13 protein-coding genes and 1 pseudogene are annotated in these 19,249 nt (G+C 38.4%); 10 read left to right on the top strand and 4 right to left on the bottom strand.

Annotated elements, in window-relative coordinates:
- Positions 1-452: pseudogene (locus tag AC1DG9_RS11565) on the bottom strand (hybrid sensor histidine kinase/response regulator); the annotation flags it as partial.
- Between the two features lie 232 nt (positions 453-684).
- On the opposite strand from AC1DG9_RS11565, the gene AC1DG9_RS11570 reads away from it, so the two are divergent.
- Positions 685-3,660 (top strand): glycosyl hydrolase family 28-related protein, encoded by a 2,976-nt coding sequence (locus tag AC1DG9_RS11570; protein ID WP_337717876.1) that lies wholly within the window; start codon positions 685-687, stop codon positions 3,658-3,660.
- 17 nt (positions 3,661-3,677) lie between these two features.
- On the opposite strand, the gene AC1DG9_RS11575 is transcribed toward AC1DG9_RS11570, so the two are convergent.
- Complete coding sequence (locus AC1DG9_RS11575; protein WP_172661896.1) at positions 3,678-4,655, bottom strand: GlxA family transcriptional regulator; 978 nt, start codon at positions 4,653-4,655, stop codon at positions 3,678-3,680.
- 373 nt (positions 4,656-5,028) lie between these two features.
- On the opposite strand from AC1DG9_RS11575, the gene AC1DG9_RS11580 reads away from it, so the two are divergent.
- The 5 genes from AC1DG9_RS11580 (at position 5,029) to AC1DG9_RS11600 (ending at position 13,972) form a co-directional block, all read left to right on the top strand.
- The gene (locus tag AC1DG9_RS11580; RefSeq protein WP_172661897.1) at positions 5,029-5,613 is read left to right on the top strand and encodes an RNA polymerase sigma-70 factor; all 585 of its coding nucleotides are present in this window, start codon (positions 5,029-5,031) and stop codon (positions 5,611-5,613) included.
- A gap of 97 nt (positions 5,614-5,710) precedes the next feature.
- A complete protein-coding gene (locus tag AC1DG9_RS11585; protein ID WP_337717874.1) occupies positions 5,711-6,709 on the top strand; it encodes a FecR family protein in 999 nt (332 codons plus the stop codon).
- A gap of 243 nt (positions 6,710-6,952) precedes the next feature.
- Positions 6,953-10,297, top strand: coding sequence for a SusC/RagA family TonB-linked outer membrane protein (locus tag AC1DG9_RS11590; protein ID WP_246269658.1), 3,345 nt, complete (start codon positions 6,953-6,955; stop codon positions 10,295-10,297).
- Positions 10,298-10,313: 16 nt separating this feature from the next.
- The gene (locus AC1DG9_RS11595) at positions 10,314-11,906 is read left to right on the top strand and encodes a RagB/SusD family nutrient uptake outer membrane protein (protein ID WP_172661899.1); all 1,593 of its coding nucleotides are present in this window, start codon (positions 10,314-10,316) and stop codon (positions 11,904-11,906) included.
- A gap of 194 nt (positions 11,907-12,100) precedes the next feature.
- Positions 12,101-13,972, top strand: a complete 1,872-nt coding sequence (locus AC1DG9_RS11600; RefSeq protein WP_337717872.1) for an alkaline phosphatase — start codon at positions 12,101-12,103, stop codon at positions 13,970-13,972.
- A 31-nt stretch (positions 13,973-14,003) separates the two neighbouring features.
- On the opposite strand, the gene AC1DG9_RS11605 is transcribed toward AC1DG9_RS11600, so the two are convergent.
- Positions 14,004-14,708, bottom strand: a complete 705-nt coding sequence (locus AC1DG9_RS11605) for a GNAT family N-acetyltransferase (protein WP_172661901.1) — start codon at positions 14,706-14,708, stop codon at positions 14,004-14,006.
- Between the two features lie 44 nt (positions 14,709-14,752).
- Here AC1DG9_RS11605 and AC1DG9_RS11610 point away from each other — a divergent pair, with 44 nt between their 5' ends.
- A complete protein-coding gene (locus tag AC1DG9_RS11610) occupies positions 14,753-17,041 on the top strand; it encodes an alpha-L-rhamnosidase-related protein (RefSeq protein WP_337717869.1) in 2,289 nt (762 codons plus the stop codon).
- Between the two features lie 22 nt (positions 17,042-17,063).
- On the opposite strand, the gene AC1DG9_RS11615 is transcribed toward AC1DG9_RS11610, so the two are convergent.
- Positions 17,064-18,041, bottom strand: a complete 978-nt coding sequence (locus tag AC1DG9_RS11615) for a GlxA family transcriptional regulator (RefSeq protein WP_172661903.1) — start codon at positions 18,039-18,041, stop codon at positions 17,064-17,066.
- A 129-nt stretch (positions 18,042-18,170) separates the two neighbouring features.
- On the opposite strand from AC1DG9_RS11615, the gene AC1DG9_RS11620 reads away from it, so the two are divergent.
- From AC1DG9_RS11620 to AC1DG9_RS11630, 3 genes are all read left to right on the top strand, one after another.
- Positions 18,171-18,590 (top strand): SRPBCC family protein, encoded by a 420-nt coding sequence (locus AC1DG9_RS11620; RefSeq protein WP_288884153.1) that lies wholly within the window; start codon positions 18,171-18,173, stop codon positions 18,588-18,590.
- 24 nt (positions 18,591-18,614) lie between these two features.
- Positions 18,615-18,989 carry a DoxX family protein gene (locus AC1DG9_RS11625; protein ID WP_172661905.1) on the top strand — a complete coding sequence of 125 codons (375 nt, stop codon included), beginning with the start codon at positions 18,615-18,617 and terminating at the stop codon, positions 18,987-18,989.
- Positions 18,982-19,249, top strand: a 268-nt coding sequence (locus AC1DG9_RS11630) for an iron chaperone (RefSeq protein ID WP_477634659.1), incomplete at its 3' end; no start/stop codon positions are given. The genes AC1DG9_RS11625 and AC1DG9_RS11630, both read left to right, overlap by 8 nt.

The following is a 19,249-nucleotide window of genomic DNA, read 5'->3' on the forward strand; positions in this document are numbered from 1 at the left end:
GCACTTTTAGAAACTATATCATTAATATTTTGAACCTGCGCTGAAAACGACTTGTTATTTACCAAACGCTCCCTGACTTTTAAATAGTTAATAAACTGTTTATCACGCTCGCTCAACAGCCTCTTTATAGTAGCTATTCGATCCAATTGAATAGAATCATTAGCATATAAAAACCCTAAACTATCTAAAATAGATCTTAGCTGTCGCGATTCTTTAAACAGCTTTCTATAGTTCCCCGGATCATTGAAGGCTTGTTTCTTTTGCAATTGATCAAGACTACTAATCTTCCTCGAAATAACATTCACAATCCTTAATCGCTCACTGGGAGCAGAGATATTCTCAACAGTATTTAGCATTTCCTTAAATGCTACTCTACTCACTCCCCACGCCATAAAAAGAGCAAAACACGCCAAGAGTAAAGCTATTATAACCTTACCCTTTATCGATTTCATGAAACTCTTTCTGGGGGAACTATTCATCTTAACTTTTTAATTATAACGCCAGTACTACGTAGGTATTTCCGCTTCGTATTCACATTTTACTAACTACAAGTATTATTCCATTTAAGCCAAGACAATATAACCGATCTAAAAAACAAAATAATTCATGCCAGTTTGGCTGAGTAATTGGCCAAAAAAATTCAACAATTAATATCGAATTTTAATTCTCCTATTCAAACCAAATATGAAAAAATTACTGGCATTCACGTTTGTGCCGCTACTATTAATACTTTCACAAGCAAAGGCTCTAAAAAGGACAGCTATTGAAATTACAATAGCTAAAGACGCCACTCATGTAGCTCTTATTAAAGCCGATACGGTTGTTGTTATTACCGGAAGCACATATTTATTCACAGTTGACACACCAGAGGATAAGGGATTAATTTCTACCAGCACAACCGTAAACCAACTGACACGGGAAATAAAATCTAAAGATGGATCTCTGCAAACATATAGAATTACGACAAAGGATGGCAGTTCAAAAACTGAAGGAGCATTAATTACCGGCGATAAACTTGTTGTTACGTCCGGTGATAAACAAACCGAAAAAAAGTATATCATCAAACTGCAGCCTATGGCCATTGGAGGAAACCTGCAACTAGATGAACAGCAGATAACCACCAATACAAGCACAAATCTTACTTTATATTTTACAGCTGGGCAAAGAAGTCCGGATGCTACAGTAAGTATTTCCCTACCTAAAGGCATTAATGCTACCCTTGAAAACACCACTGTAAATGTTATTGGGCGGGGTGATGTAAAATTAAAGGACCTTAGCAAACAGTCCATAGGGCGCACTGGCAATCACTACTCTTACTCAAAGGTTGGGAGCATTACAATAACATCAACTCTAAAAGGACAAATTCTTAACTTTAAGCATCTCGATTTAAGGCCAGCAAACGGAGCCGACCTCAAAATTGTCATTTCTAATGTGAACTTACCTGTAGCAGATAAATATCTTTTCAAAGCTAGCTATACGACGTCTAAACCTGAAATTCTTAAAAGTCCGGGCATAGGTTCCGAAATTGTAATACTAACTGCAACCAAAACCATTTCTGACTTCAAAAGAGTGCTTAAAAAGGACATTCGATATAAAGAATTACCCTCAACATATACCAATGCTACTTTTAAATGGGGATCCAATAAAAAACCCAGGAATATTCAAGTCATGCAGTCCCTCGACAAAGGAAAGAACTGGATTAAGGCATCGGCAAGTATAGATCAAAAAAAATCCACTGCGACGATATCAAATTTAGTCCCTAATAAATTATACACTTTCCGATTATTAATTACTACAGGCGCCAAAAAAGATACCTCCAACTCGGCTTACTTCTATTCGGGCAAAATGGACATAAAAGACTTCGGAGTAAATGCTGATGGAAAAGAAGATAACACTGAATCGATCAATAAAGCCATAGCATACCTAAATAAAATTGGTGGTGGCACACTTCTATTCTCTCAAGGAACCTATAATGTACGCACCGTTCATTTAAAAAGTAACGTTTATTTGTACATAGATAAAAATGCAACCATTAAGGCCATAAAAGGAGCTGATGCTCCTGAATCTACCTGGTTTAGTGACAAAAAATATAGATCTGGCCTATCTCCTACTGATCCTGGACCATATGCAGATCCGGAAAACTACATGACAAAACAGGATGTGGGACATCATTATTTCAGAAATGCTATGTTTTTTGGCGAAAGGCTAGACAATGTAAAAATTATTGGTAATGGCTTAATTACCGGAAATGGACATCTTGTAAATGGCGATAACGTAATGAAGAACGCGCCAGACAATAGAGCCGACAAAATGTTTACCCTAAAACTATGCACAAACCTTGAGATTGGAGGCATTCATCGAGAAGAAGATCTGTGGTATGATGCGGAGAAAGACGAACCATATTATATTGGAAACAATGGATCAAAAATATTTGATCACGACAATATGTTAAAAATTGATCGCGGCGGTCATTTCGTACTACTCGCTACGGGCACCGACAATATCAATGTACATAACACCTATTTTGCAAAGGACAGCCAATCTAATGCCCGAGACATCTATGATTTTATGGGCTGCAATAACGTTACGGCTACCAATATCTATTCAAAAGTGAGTTCCGATGACATCATAAAGCCAGGCTCAGATTGCTCACTCGGCTTCACCAGACCGGCTAGAAACTATAAAGTTCGTAATATCATTGGCGACACAAATTGTAATCTTTTCCAGGTAGGATCTGAAACAGCTGATGACATTAAAGACATTTGTGTTGATAACATTTATGTTCTTGGGGCCAACAAAGCGGGCTTTTCCATATCAACTAATGATGGCGCGCACATTAGTGATATTCATTTAAATTGCGGGCATACAGGCAAGCTACATTCCAGGTCAAAGATGTACAGAACCAGGGCTCCTTTCTTTATTTCTATATCAAATCGTGCACGTATTCTTGGGGCAACAATTGGCAGATACGTATTTACGGAAAATGGTGTTAAGCACGACGAATTACTTGTAAAAAATGTAAACATAGGAAAGGTAGAGAACATTATTCTTAATGGAATAGACGTATCAGAAGTATATGGTGGAAGTTCTTATGGCGGAAAAAATGGCCGTTGGAAAGCATACGATGGCTCCCAAAAAAAAGCAACTCCAATTATTGCGGGATATAAACTTCCGGATACAGATTCAGTTAAAGGGGGGCTCAATTTTAAACTTCCGAATGGTCAGCATACAGGCTACATTACCAACATTCAATTCAATGATGTTCATATATTAGTTAAAGGAGGTAATTTAGCATCCGACACCTCAAACCTTGCACCTGAGCTTGGCGTAGGGCAATACAATGTTGCAAACCTTAATGTACAGCCGTCATATGGCCTCTGGGCTCGCCATGTAAAAGGTCTAGAAGTAACCAAGAGTACTTTTAACTACGAAACCAGAGATAGCAGGTACGCCATTTTTCTGGATGATGTTTTGGACGCGAAAATATCATCTGTAAAAGTAGTCCGGGCAAAAGACAATAACCATATTATAAAACTCAAAAATTCATCAGATATAGCTATTACAGATATACTATACTACAAGGACGCATGGGAGAATTCACCGGCAAAACTCCCAAACATCCACTCAAAAAAATCCAATGAAAATGGCCAATATCCGTAAAAACATTAATTTTCAGTTTACACAGCCATTTCTCTGTTGTATTTACTACGATACTGAATTGGCGACAAACCCGTAATTCTTTTAAAAGTTGTACGGAAAGCCTTGTTGTCGGTATACCCTACTTTATACATCACCTCGTTAATATTTTCACGCGAAGATTCTAAACTAATTTTAGCAGCTTCCATTTTTACCCTTTGGATATATTCTACAATGGTATTAGAAGTTGCTTTTTTAAATCTCCGCTCCAGATTTCTTCTGCCAATTGCCTGCATCGAAGCCAATTGATCAATAGTTATTTTCTCCTGAAAATTATTCTCTATAAATTCCTGGATCTTCTTAACCGATTCATCTTCGTGCTCTTTTTGTCCTTGAAATATCGTAAACGACAGCTGGCTTTCACGATCAAGCTCTATAGCAAAAACTTTAGCAGAAAGAACGGCAATCTCACGACCTGCATATTTCTCAATCAGGTACAGGATAAGATTAAGGTAAGAAAAAGCCCCACCACTTGAATAAATTCCATGCTCGTCTGTAATGATTTTCTCAGTAACAAGGCTGACATCAGGGAACATTCTCCTAAAATCATTCTCGGCCAACCAGTGAGTAGCACACTTCTTTCCTTTCAATAAACCAGTAGAGGCCAATAAAAATGCACCAAGGCATAAACTTGCAATTTCTGCTCCCTCTTTATACTGTTTTACGATCCAAGGGATGAAATCTTTATTCTTTTCTATAGCTCCGCTTATTTCCCCATCAATAGCAGGTATTATGATAAGGTCTGTTTTTTCTATATCCCCAATCAAAAGATCTGTATTCACAGTAAACAATCCTCCGCTAACAGGTGTCTCCTTAGTTAAACCTACTAATTGCACTTTAAATAAAGGTGGCTGGCCTTTCGCTTTAAAAAACTCATTCACCTGACTAAACAATTGACGGGATCCTTCAAGGCTCCCCAAAATAGCCCCCTTGGGAACCAGGATAGATATATGTTTCATATTCTAAAATTAATGATATGTTTTGTCATAATCAACCCCCTAATATTGACGCATTTACACCCCCTAAGTACCTATTTTTATCATACCACACCATTTTTATTAATCAGGTTAAAAAATGGGCAATCTCGAAATTTCACATAATTAAAAATTCCTTTAAAAAAGTTCGGGAAAATCAGACAAATATGTACCTTAACAAAACCATTTATAAACACCAAAAAAACGTTTAGCAACAGAATGATAGGGATTTCTGAGCTAATGCAAATACCTGAATAAAAGAACTTCCTTAGGAAAAGGCCATGTTAAATAAATGTTAACCGGAATTAACTAAAATATAATAAAAGCAAATCAAGTAAGTAGCTAATTTTGTTGCGTAATGGCGAATAGAAGTTTACCAGATCATGAATTGTTACAAAGATGCCGGGAAGGAAATACCCGTGCATTTGACTTGCTATTTGAACGATATTTTAACAAGTTAAATCTTTTTGCCCTAAAATACATTCGCCAACAATCTATAACGGAAGAACTCATAATGGATCTGATGTTAAAGGTTTGGGAGAAAAAAGACAGCTTCCAGGAGGAGGGTTCTTTGGGCCCTTACCTCTTTAAAGCACTCAAAAATTCTATGATTGACTACTTCCGGAAAAAGGAGCTCTCCACAACCCCAATTTGTAAGTTAATAGAAGATTCTTTCACTCAGGATACAACTAATGAAGCGGTTTCTTATAATGAACTTCAAAAAATCTATCTTGACCATCTTAATCAGTTAAGTCCTCAAAGAAAGCTTGTTTTTGAAATGAGCAGACACGAGAACCTTAGCTACCGCCAAATTGCCACCAACTTAAACCTATCTGTAAAAACAGTAGAAAGTCACGTTTCTGCGGCCCTTCTTTTTCTCAGAAAAAAAATGAGAAGTCATGTAAACCTTATCCTTACAATCATCACTATTCATTTTTTATAGCTGAAAATCAGTTAATTATAAAAAATATCTATTTTACATTCAGGGTATTTTTCCTTTTTTACGTATTCACTGATGAAGGCCCAAATAGCAAACCAAATTGAACAAATTATTACTTAAAAAGTATTTAAATAATACCTGCACAGATCAAGAACTGGAGCAAGTAAAGCAATTCCTGAAACAACCGGAATCGGAAGAGCTATTTCGTGAAGTTCTTGATGAAGCCTGGCAGGAGATGGAAGAGCCTGAATTGAATATTCATGCAATGGCAACCTACCGCCAGCAATTGATGCAAAAGGTTCAAAACAATAATGAAAATATTCCTGAAACAAGCAAACTCTGGCCAACAACATGGATTAAATATGCAGCAATCCTAGTTCTTCCGCTTATGTTTGGCCTTTACCAACTTTCAAAAAATAAAAAAGAAATAAGTGCTAAGGTTGCTATTATAGAATCTTATAATCCAAAAGGTCAGCGTTCAATAGTATCCCTATCAGATGGAACAGTAATCTATCTTGGCTCAAATAGTAAAATATGCTACCCTAAAACATTCTCTAATGTCAGAGAAATCGAACTAATAGGCGAGGCATTTTTTAAAGTAAAAAGAGATCCGGCCAGACCGTTTATAATTCATACCAATAATATTCAAACTAAGGTTCTTGGCACATCTTTCAAAATAGAAGCATTCAGGGGAAATCCGGTTGAAGTAAGCGTGGCAACAGGAAAAGTTAGCGTGGATAGACAGGCCGACCCTACCAAAAAACAATTAACCTCAGTTGCCGTTCTTACCCCGGGCAACCTTGTAAATTGGGACGAAAAAACAAAAAAAGCAACCTTAGCTAAAATCTCGACTCAGGAACTTGAACAATGGAAAGATGGAAATCTTACATTCAACAATCAACGTTTAGCAGATGTTGTCGCGGTACTAGAACGTTGCTACAATGTAAAGATCCATATCTCCTCAGATGCGCTGTCTAATTATCGTATAAATACCACCTGCTCTTTAAACGAATCTATAACTAAAATTATGGACATTATGGGTAAAGCGGCAAGTTTTAAATATAAGCTGCAAGGCGATCAGATTATAATTTCTAACTAATTAAAAATCAAACTATGTAAACAGAAAAAGCTACCAAAAAAAACGCCCTGTTAAACAGGGCGAATTCACTAGAAATCCATTTAGTCATTGGTTTACGAGGCCTCAAGACTTAAAGGATTCGCATCTGAGTAAAACCTCAGAAGGCTAACAGATTTATTACCCCATTTTCTTTGGGAAAAAACCTACTAAACAAACAAAAATATGCAAAAAGGATTGTACCTCCACCCATGTATCAGATTTATTATGAAGATATCTGCAATCACACTAATTGTACAACTTACCCTAACAGGAATGTTGTTTGCAAACAGCGCTAATAGTCAGGATTTGAACAAGATACAGTTAAACCTAAAACTTAAAAATGCAGGTTTAAAAGAATGTTTTCAAACCCTTCAGAAACAAACTGGCATAAAGTTCTCCTTTGGAGAGGCGCTAATTAAAAGAAATGAAAAAAAAACCAGCATTAGTGCACGCCAGATCTCAATGGAGACAGCTTTAAAGCTGATTCTAGATGAAACCAATCTCCGCTGCATACAAATTGGCAATAACCTTATCATTGATGAAAAGCCCGCACCACCTAAACCAGCCACACCGCCTATTGAGCGTATTGTAACTGGTACAGTAACCGCAGATGATATTGTGGGCCCTTTACCTGGTGTAACCGTTCAGTTAAAAGGAACAAATAAAAGAACTGCGACAACTTTAGAAGGAAAGTATAGCATTGCTGTCGACAATGATCAGTCAATACTTGTCTTCAGCTACATGGGCTATGTAGCACAAGAGATCGCAGTAGGAAATTCAGCTAGTTTAAATGTAATTCTTAAAACTGACAGACAATCTTTAAATGAGATTGTGGTAATTGGTTATGGAACTTCCAGAAAACAAGATCTTTCCGCTGCTGTTGCAACAGTTCCTGATATGGATAAGATTAAAGATCGGCCTGTATTAAACGTTGCTTCGATGATTCAGGGTAAAGTTCCCGGAGTAACGGCAATTAACGACGGAGGCCACCCTAACAAGTCACCAAAAATAACAATTAGGGGTGTCGGTTCCAGAAAAAATGAGAATGTATTGTACGTAGTAGATGGTGTTCCAAACGCGCCATACAATCCAGCTGATGTTGAATCAATAACAATTTTGAAAGATGCTGCGTCTGCTGCAATTTATGGTGCATTTTCTGGCTCTGCCGGGGTAATCCTAATTACAACTCGTCAAGCTAAACAAGGAAGTCCAAGTGTAGAATATAGTGGCTTTACGGGACTAAAAAATGCATGGCGCCTACCTCATGCCTTAACTGCCGAAAACGAGGCAAAAGTAGCTAACCTTGCTTTAACAAATTCCGGATCTAATCCTTCAGAAGGTTGGGATATAACGAAAAATCCATATGCGCAAGTAACCCGAACTGATTGGATGAATGAAATTTTCAGGACTGGATTAATCCAACGACATAATGTTAGTATTAATGCTGGTACTGAAAAATTCTCCAACCTGATCCAAGGACGTTATGAAAGAGAAGAAGGAACTTTGCTAAACACTTATAATCAAAATCTCTCCCTTCGTTTTAACTCTAACTATCAATTCACCAAAAACATCAAGCTGCGACAAGAAGTATTTTGGAATAACAATGACAACAGGGGAACGGAAACAGAAAGCGGCTATTCAGGAACTATTCTTTCTGCCATTTATATGCCAAGTTCTGCAACGCCATATTATCCAGATGGGTCATTCGGAGGCGTTGGTCCAAGAGATTCTAATTATTTAGGTATTCACGGCGATGTAATTAACCCAGTTGCAACATTACTTAGAAACAAGCCTTACAATAAAACCAACGACTTACAGTCAGTTACGGAATTATCTGTATCAGACATTATACCTGGCTTAAGTGTTCTATCTCGCTTCTCTTATCGCAAAACCAATTCTTTATGGAAAAATTTTGAACCAAAAAGAACAGAGCCAGGAAAACCAAACTCGCAAAATACGCTAACTTACGAAACCAACAACAACTTCCATTGGATATGGGAAAACACTGCTAACTATAGCAGAACCTTTAACCGACACAGTATTGGCGCGATGGCTTCGATGACTGCACAAGATCAGGGAGTCCGCAGACTAAAAGTAATAGGCAAAGGGTTCGAGACTGAAGAAGAGTGGGCTCAATATTTTATCAACGCGACTATATTTGATCAGAACAAACCTGAGGACAAATACGAATATGATAGAAATGCATCTTATGTAGGGAGACTTTCCTACAGCTGGGCAGACCGTTATTTTGTAACAGGAAGCTATCGTTACGATATGGCCGGTCGTATAGCTAAAGATTATCGCGGTAAAGGACTTCCAGGAGTGACTGCTGCCTGGAAATTAAGTTCAGAGCCCTTCTTTCATATTGATGGAGTTGATTTAATAAAATTCCGTGCCAGCTGGGGAAGAATTGGCAATATGGCCTCAATAGAGGATCTTGGATATGGCTATCCTCGACTAAGTGCTAACTACACAAATCAGATCGGGGATGGAGCCCCAAGAAGCAACTCTCTTTCTTTAGGAAGTCTGTTTAATCCTCAATTAACCTGGGAAACCTCTGAGCAGAAAGACATTGGTTTTGATTTTAGCTTTCTGAACCAGAGATTATCAATAACAGGGGATTATTTTAACAAATTAACATATGACCTGATTAAAGAAAAGGATACTGAATGGACCAATACATTCGGTTTGGGGGCGCCTTTAATTAATCAGGGTAAAATAAGGAATACAGGCTATGAGTTAGCAGCAACATGGAAAGATAATGCCGGAGCATTGAGTTATGATTTTGGTGCAAACATTGCCACTCTAAAAAACAGAGTTGAATACATTGATGAAAATCCCCAATCTTTCTGGCTGCATACTGATAATTGGAGAACGGTATTAAGACCATTTCGTTCAATAGTTGGACAACCATACTATTCATATTGGCTGATAAAAAATGAGGGGATATTTCAATCAGATGCAGAAGCAAATGCATATGTAAAGGATGGAAAGAAAATTCAACCTGATGCAAAAGCGGGCGATTTTAAATTCAGAGACTTAAATAATGATGGAAAAATTGATGATGCCGACCGTTCATATATGGGAAGTGCAGCTCCAAAACTAACCTATGGCTTTACAACCAATTTAGCTTGGAAAAACTTCGACTTCAGTATGTTCTTACAAGGTGTTAGCGGTGTAAAACTTTTCCATGCATTTAAACAATCTACGCTTAATGGATCAGAGCAAGGTTACAACAGATGGGATAAAATTCTTGATGCATGGTCACCTGAAAATACGGGTTCAAACATTCCAAGAATCTCTGCAAGTGATAAAAACCAAAACTTCCAAACTGCATCAGATTGGTACCTTGAAGACGGAGATTACCTACGTATCAAGAGTGTTATTTTGGGATATACCTTTAAAAACATGCCGTTTAAATCAAGCTTAAGAATATTCGTAGGCGCAGACAACCTTGTTACCTTCACAAAATACACAGGAATGGATCCTGAGGTTGGTGGCATAGGGTTAGATGGAGGGCAATTTCCCCTATCTCGCATATATACATTTGGACTAAAACTTAAACTCTGATCAAAGCAATTCAATCATGAAAAAGAATTTTAAATATATACTTACAGCCTTACTGTTGTTATCATTAGGTGCCTGTAAAAAAAGTTGGGTTGACAATAAACCCACAGGAGAGCCATCAACCGCATTTTTTTGGCGTACAGATGCTGAGTTGGTAAAAGGTGTAGCAGCTTTATATGTTCCAATGCGCTATGAATCAACCTGGGGAAGAGACTTGTTCTGGGTACAAAATGCAAGTGATGATCTTATTGTAGGAAGAACAAAAGCTGATGGAGAAAACATCAAAAACTTTATCCCTAGTGGTCGAGAAGGTTATTTAACAGGCGGCTGGAATGACTTATATTGGATGTTGAGTAAAGCAAATGATGCAATTAAAGAAATCCCAAAAGCAAGCCAGGCAAGCGAAGCCATTCGTAATAGGTCTTTAGGAGAAGCATATTTTGTTCGGGGATTCGCACATTTTTGGATCGCCTACATCTGGGGGCACAAAGATCAGGGCGTTCCATTTGATGCTGTAGAAAATCCTGAATATGGCAAAAGAATACCACCTCAGCTAAAATCAGTAACCGACAACTATGCGCAGATTATATCTGATCTGGAAAAGGCAGCAGATTTATTACCATTGTTTGAAAGTTATGGTGCCGGAGACCGTGGAAGAGCACATAAAGCAGCTGCTTGGGCATATATGGTAAAAGCCTATGCATATTGGGCACAATTCGATAAAGCTAAATGGCAATTAGTTCCACCCCTTTGCGATAAAATAAAGAATGAAGGGCACCGTGCTTTAATTACCGGAAAGGCAAACGGCAAAGAGAACTACCAAAGCGTGTTTACAATTGCCAATAACTGGAGTTCTGAATATATATGGTCGGTTACTTCTGGAGTAGATGGAGGGTCAGAATTCCCAGGTGTAAGTCTTGAAAATAAGGGCTGGGGAATCTATAATGGCTGGGGATACTTCCAACCAACACTTGAGCTGTACAACGAATATGAAGCAAATGACCCTAGACGTGAAGTTACTATTTTGAAATTTGGAGATAAGTTCAAATTCTTTGGGCAGGAAAGATCATATTTTTCTACCAATAGTCTTTCTGGCTTCCAAATCAATAAATACATGGAGCCTTTTGGTTATGGGTCTGATGGGGATGCATCTTCAAATGATAAGATTAACCCTAGTGGTGATTATCCAACCACCATGCTTAACTTATCTTTAATACGTTATGCTGAAATACTTTTGTTTAAAGCTGAGGCATTAATAGAACAAGGTAAAAATGGAGAGGCCGCGGCTCCTCTAAATGAACTTAGAACAAGAGTTGGCCTACCCTCAATAAACACACCCACTTTAGATGATTTGAAACACGAACGTCGTGTTGAATTGGCTTGTGAGTGGACTGATAGATTACAGGATCTAAAGAGATGGGGAGATTTCGCTAAAATTAATGCTCCCCTTCATGGTCGTAATCATTCAGATAAAACTAATCCAAACTCTCCATTCGTAGTAAAGGAAGTATGGCCCGCACGCAACTTTAATGCTTCAAAAATGGCGTGGCCAATAAGTCCGGATGAAATCACCAGAAGTAACGGTGCTTACAAACAAACCCCAGGCTGGTAAACAAGGTAATACTGAAAAGGGTGCACGATAATATCGTGCACCCTTTTGCTTTTGTTAAAATCATCAGCTACCTAACCAAACCATTTGTTAGATTTACATTACTGATCTGCAAGTAGAGCCAACAAATAGATCACATCAATGCTAAACGTACATAAATGCAATACCAACCATATTGCAAACAAGAACAGATTAGAATGAAAACAGAAAAACCGATCAAAAAAATTATTAAAGCGGGCCTTTTTGCGCTTTTATTAATCGCTAGTGCTAATTATTCTCAGGCTCAGGAGGCATCTGACAAAGAGCCCTCATACTCTTTATTAAACGCTCATTCTCATAACGACTATGAAAATGACATTCCTTTTCAAAGAGCTTTTCAAAAAGGATTTGGCTCTATTGAGGCCGATATTTTTCCGATAAACAATGAATTGCTCGTTGCACATAGTAAAGAGCATGTTAATCCCTCAGTTACACTATATAGCACCTATATTAAACCAGCTATAGCAGCCCTACAGAAAGATCCGAAACGCAAGCTTCATTTACTGATCGACATTAAAGAAAATTATCCAAGCGCTTTAGCTATATTAATCAAGCAACTGGAACCTCATAAAGACCTCCTTAAAACCAGCACCCATCCTGGCCAGTTAACCATTACAATAAGTGGTTCCAGACCAAAACCAAACGACTACAAAAACTATCCTGATTATATCTATTTTGATGGAGAATGGCCATTACAACATACGCCTGAAGAATCAAAACACGTAGAATTAGTAAGCTTTCCATTCACTGCATATAGTAAATGGAATGGGAAAGGAAGACTAGAGCATGCCGACTACACAAGGGTAAAAGGCCTTATAGATAGTGTTCATGCTGAAGGAAAAAAAATCCGGTTTTGGGCTACTCCGGATACAAAAAGCTCTTGGCTGGCATTAATGAATCTTCATGTAGATTTAATAGGCACTGATGCTGTCGAATCACTTGGAAATTTCATAAAAGACCTGGCCAAAAACATTTATATCAATAAGGAAATCCACAAAACCTACCAGCCAACCTATCAATCTGATGGCAAGAATGGAAAAATAAAAAATGTCATCCTTTTAATTGGTGACGGAATGGGGCTTACCCAAATATACTCTGCATTTACAGCAAATCAAGGTCAGCTCAATTTATTTAAGATGCGCAACATTGGTGTTTCTGTTACAAATGCCGCAGATACTTACATCACCGATTCAGCCGCAGGTGGAACTGCAATGGCGGGCGGACAAAAAACAAATAACCGTGCAATTGGAGTAGATTCAACAGAAAAGCCATTAAAATCATTAGCTGTGTACGCCGCAGAAGAAGGTAAAAAAACAGCAGTTATTTCTGTGGGTGATCTTGCCGATGCAACTCCTGCAGCATTCTATGCGCATCAGCCCGACCGTTCAATGGAGCCTCAAATAGCACAAGATATGCATGCTTCGGGGATCAATATGTTCCTTGGCTCTGGCATCTCCAATTTTAAGAAAACCTTAAACGGTACAACGGCTGTTGAATTATTAGAAAAGAAAGGTTATACCGTGACCTATACTTTTGAAGATTTCAAAAAAAGCAATGCAGACAAGTTGGTTGGACTTGTTCCCGATAATGAAACAAGACCAAAAATTGAGGGCCGCGGAGAATTCTTAACCGAAGCCTTCTTAAAAGCTACTCAACAGTTAGCCAAAGATCCAAAAGGTCTTTTCATGATGCTTGAGGGCGCTCAAATAGACTACGGTGGCCATAGAAACAATGTCTCGCAAGTGATCACCGAAAACCTTGATTTTGACAAAGTAATTGGCAAAGCACTTGAATTTGCAGACAGTAATGGCGAAACACTTATTGTGGTTACTGCTGATCATGAAACCGGAGGCTTAACACTTCTCGATGGCGACATCCAATCAGGCTATGTATTGGGCGAATTCTCTACAAATGACCATACAGCTGTTCCAGTCCCGGTGTTTGCTTATGGCCCTCATTCAGATGATTTCAGAGGCGTATATGCTAACACCGAGATATTCAAAAGACTATTAAAATACATTAAAAAATAGTTACACACTGAAGCAACAAATAAGAGTTTTTCTAATCGTCAGAAAGGCTCTTATTTGTTGTCTTCTTTATAACATAGGCAAACATATCAGCCCTTATATCAAACCCTAGCTTCTTGTACAGCATAATAGCACCATAGTTATCATTTCTAACGTGTAAAAAAGGAATCTCCGACTTCTTCAATATCCTTTTGATCTGCTCGCGAAGCAGCTGATAGGCATAACCTTTACCAAGATGATCCGGGTGAGTGCACACTGCACTAATCTCAGTATATGGTGTAGGATTGAGCCGGTGCCCTGCCATGGCAATCAAATTATCACCACTAAATACACCTGTATAATTTCCAAACTCAATTGTTCTTGCTCTAAATGGCCCTGGTTGGGTCAACTCCACAAGAGCCGTCATCTGATTAACGTGTGATTTATCCAAATCTACAAAATCAATGTCGGTTCCTGTCGGAATCTCTTTAGATTCATAGATCATCTGAAACATATCAATTTGTGCAATAACTTTCCACTGATCAGGAATATCGACAGCAGCGGGTGTAAAAACAATAAACAGGCTTTCCAAGGCACTGTTTTCATAAAGCGCTTCAAAATCAAGCTTAGAATTATCCTTCAGACCTGCAAATGAAGCAATATCTTCCAGGTAATATTTTACCTGATCTGTACCGCTCGAAAAAGCACTATGAGCCGAATTTAAAGCATTGTAGATGGGATTATCTAAAGTATGGGTCATTTTGTAAATTAATTATTTATTATTGTTAAAACCAAGTAAACCATATGCACCCTTTAAGCAATCTGTTCCTCGCTATAGTTTTATTAATCTCCTCCTTAAAAACAAATGCACAATCGCTTAATCCTCCTTCAGATTTGAGGGTCGATTTGCTTCTGAATGCTGATAAAGTATGGAAAAACGGAGTGCCGGCAGCGCTATCACTTCAGGAAGCAAAGCAATCCGACTCCACCTATCAAGTGGCACTTATAGCCAATCAAAACCCATATTTCTCCTGGGTAGTAAATGATAATTCAGATGGCAGTTCCCAAACCGCATATAGGATTCTTGTGGCATCGTCTCCAGACAATCTTAAAGCGAATAAAGGAGATTTTTGGGACTCACAAAAAGTTATTCAAAACCAACAGACGGGAATCATTTACCGTGGTCAGAAGCTTAAACCAAATACTGTTTATTACTGGAAAGTAAAGGTCTGGAATAATAAACAAACCCCAAGTGATTACTCAAAACCCATCTCCTTTATTACCGACAGTATAATAAAGCCCTATCAGACTGCTCATCAACCCCTTGTAAAATCATTGGAAAAACCGGTTCTAAGTAAGCAATTAAACAATCTTAACACTTTATATGATTTTGGGAATGATGCCTTTGCTCAATTAAAAATGCGCATCAAATCAGCAGCTGATGGAGATACCTTGCAAATCCACGTGGGTGAAGCAATAGATGCCACAGGTCGCGTCGAAAGAAAGCCCAGAGGTACCATCCGCTACCGTTTATTAAAGCTAGCCTTGCAAAAGGGAGAACATAATTATGATCTTAAATTTTTAGCCGACGAACGTAACACCGGATCTAAGGCCATACTAATGCCAGATTACATCGGGGAGGTGCTTCCCTTCCGATATGTGGAACTTGAAAAGAATGATAAAGCAATAATTGAGGTACAACGTTATGTTGTAAACTATCCTTTTAATGATCAAGCCTCATCATTTAAAAGTTCCGACACCCTTTTAAACCAAATATGGGATCTTTCTAAGCACACCATTAAAGCCACCTCATTTACAGGCTTGTACGTTGATGGCGACCGTGAGCGGATTCCCTACGAAGCTGATGCGTTAATTAATCAGCTGTCGCACTATGCTTCCGATGCTGAATTTAACATGGCTAAAAGATCTTTGGATTATCTGATTTATCATGCTACCTGGCCAACTGAATGGTCATTACAAAACCTGCTGATTGCCTGGAATGACTACCTGTATTCTGGCGACATCAGGACCGTAAAGCTTCTTTACCCTCAATTAAAACCAAAACTGTTGCTTGCCCTTGCCAGGCCTGATGGCCTAATCAGTACAAGAACTGGCAAGCAAGATAGTAGCTTTACCAAATCCATCCATTTTTCTACCTTTAATGGCGAAAAGGTACTTAAAGACATTGTAGATTGGCCGCAAAAAGGAGGTTTTGGATTGCCACCCTCCTATCCTGGCGAAACGGATGGTTTTGTTTTTACAGACTATAATGCCGTAGTAAATGCCTTTCATTATCAAGCATTGATTTGCATGAGGGATCTGGCCCTGGCATTAGGAGAAAAAGCAGATGCTACATTTTACAGGCAGCAAGCCAACAAAGTAAAACAGGCCTTTCAACATAATTTTATAAACCCGGACACAGGAACGATAAAAGATGGTGAGGATACCATGCACAGCTCCTTACATGCTAATATGCTTGCCCTTGCTTTTAACCTGGTACCAATTGAGAACAAGGCAAAAGTAATAGCCCACATCCGCTCAAGAGGAATGGCCTGCAGCGTTTATGGAACACAGTTTCTGTTGGATGCACTTTATAATGCAAATGAAGCAGAATACGGGTTACAGTTGTTAACCTCAACCGACAAACGTAGCTGGCATAATATGCTCCGTTCTGGTTCAACCATGACAACAGAAGCCTGGGACACGGATTACAAAAACAATCAGGACTGGAATCATGCCTGGGGTGCTGCTCCTGCTAATATTATTGTCAGGAAACTTATGGGAGTCGAACCGTTAACGCCTGCTTTCGGAACCATACAAATAAAACCCCAGCCCGGCACACTTCACTCCGCCGAGCTCCAGTTATCCACCTTACATGGAAAAATCAATGTTGCTTTTACTAAAACCACAGCACAGTTTCAATTAAAAACCCTTATTCCACCCAATACCACAGGAGTAGTTTATTTGCCAAAAGAAACAGAAAATGACAAGATAATCAAAGACGGAAGATCATTAAAAGCAATATCAGACGGCAAGTTTTGGGTAGTCAGAGATGTTAAATCTGGTACACATGTCTGGGAAGTAAGGTATTAGTTCAACTTTACTAAAAAGGTAATTATACCTCATTCGCAACCTTTGCAAACTTATTTCTGTACTCTATTGGAGTGAGGCCTGTTATCTTCCTGAAAATATCCCTGAATGCTTTGGTATCGGTATAACCTACACCATACATTACTTCTGTCACATTCTTTCTTGAAGCTTCAAAAAACTTCTTGGCAGCTTCTATTCTTACCCGTTGTATGTACTCCATTGGTGTGTTAGTTGTTGCATCCTTAAACCTTCGTTCAAAAGTTCTTCGTCCAACATTTGTAAGGTTCACCAAATCTTCAATACTTATTTTGTCTTCATAATTTATCTCAATATAACTCTGTACCTTTTGAATGTCTGCATCACCATGGTTTTTCTGTCCTTTGAAAATGGCAAACTGCGACTGGCTGTCTCTACCTATATCTAAAGCAAAATATTTGGAGATCATCACAGCCGTTTCTCTGTCCGAAAACTTTTCTACCAGGTACAAGATCAAATTCCACAAACTACTTGCGCCACCGCTACTATAGATGTTATTGTGTTCGGTAATGATCGCACCATCTTCTACTTCTACTTGTGGATATTTCTCTCTAAACTCGCTTATATGTGCCCAATGGGTAGAGCATTTTTTTCCATCTAGCAAGCCTGTTTCTGCAAGCAAAAAAGCACCTATACATAAACTTGCAAGGCTGGAGCCGCTTTGATGAAGCTTTTTGAAGTACGGTATTGCTTCCGCATTAGCTTGGATGCCTGCGTTAGTGTCTCCAAAAGTGGGTGGTATAATGAGCAGGTCGGTATGGGCAACATCTTTGAGCAGCCTGTCTGTTTTTACGGTGTATTCGCCGTTGTTGGCAGGCACATATTCATTTAAGCCTACATACTCTACTTTGAAAATGGGCTTTTTACCAAATGTCGTTAAAAATTCATTGGCCGTGTTAAAGGTCCTGAATGCTGGGGTAATAGCTTCTATTACTCCATACTGTGGAACGAAAACTGAAACTTGCATATAATTTTGACTTAACTAAAGGTATATACTTTTGTCGTAATTCACCTCTAATTTGTCGTTTTTACAATAGACCAGGTTTCGGAGTCTGTAGCATCTTTGTAATGTAATCAATTACTAAAAATAAAAATGATGGCAGAACAAACAAAAATTACGGTAGAAGCAACAGTGAATGCTCCCGTAGAAAAAGTATGGAAGGCTTGGAATACACCAGCCGACATTATCCAATGGAACACCCCTGACCCAAGCTGGCATACGCCAAGCAGCGAAAACGATCTCCGCATAAACGGAAAGTTTAAAAATAGAATGGAAGCTAAAGATGGCAGTTTCGGTTTTGATTTTGAAGGCACTTATGACAAGGTTGAATTGTATAAAGAAATAGCTTATACCATGGCTGACGGCAGAACTGCGACAACATTATTTACAGAGAAAAACGGTAAAACCACACTTGCAACAACTTTTGATCCGGAAACTGAGAACGACCCTGAATTTCAGAAACAAGGTTGGCAGGCTATTTTAAACAATTTTGTGAAATACGTAGAGAGCAAATAATTAGTAATAATAAAATTAAACAAAATGAAAAAGAATAAAATAATCTTTTGGGTGGCTACATCAATCCTCATACTTTGGGAAGGTGTAATGCCACTGGGTACAGTGCTATTTGCACCGGAATATGTAAATGCAGGTACAAAACCTTTAGGCTATCCCGATTACTTTGCTTATACGCTTATATATTGCAAGGTACTTGGAATTATAGCAATCTCTTTGCCTAAAATCCAGGGGAAGTTAAAGGAATGGGCATATGCTGGGCTTGCCTTTAGTTTAATCTATGCTTTCATCAGTCATGCCTGTGTAGATCAAAATATCGCGTTTATGCTACTGCCACTAATAGTACTGGGCATCCTCGCGGTTTCTTACATCTATAATAATAAAATTCAGAACAATGGCTAAAACAAATTATCAGTCGATTGATGAGTACCATCTCGCATTTAGTGGCGAAGCGCTCGAAAGAATGCAAAAGATCAGGAAAACTATTCATGAAGTAGTACCAGATGCAGAGGAAACTATCAGTTATCAAATACCTTGTATTAAATACAATGGTTACCTGATATACTATTGTGCATTTCCTAATCACATCTCATTATCGAACCCCTTTAGTGAAGCCTTTTGGGCACATTTTAAGACTGATCTGGAAGGGTACAAAACAAGCA

This window comes from Pedobacter sp. 05L430, from assembly GCF_056397585.1.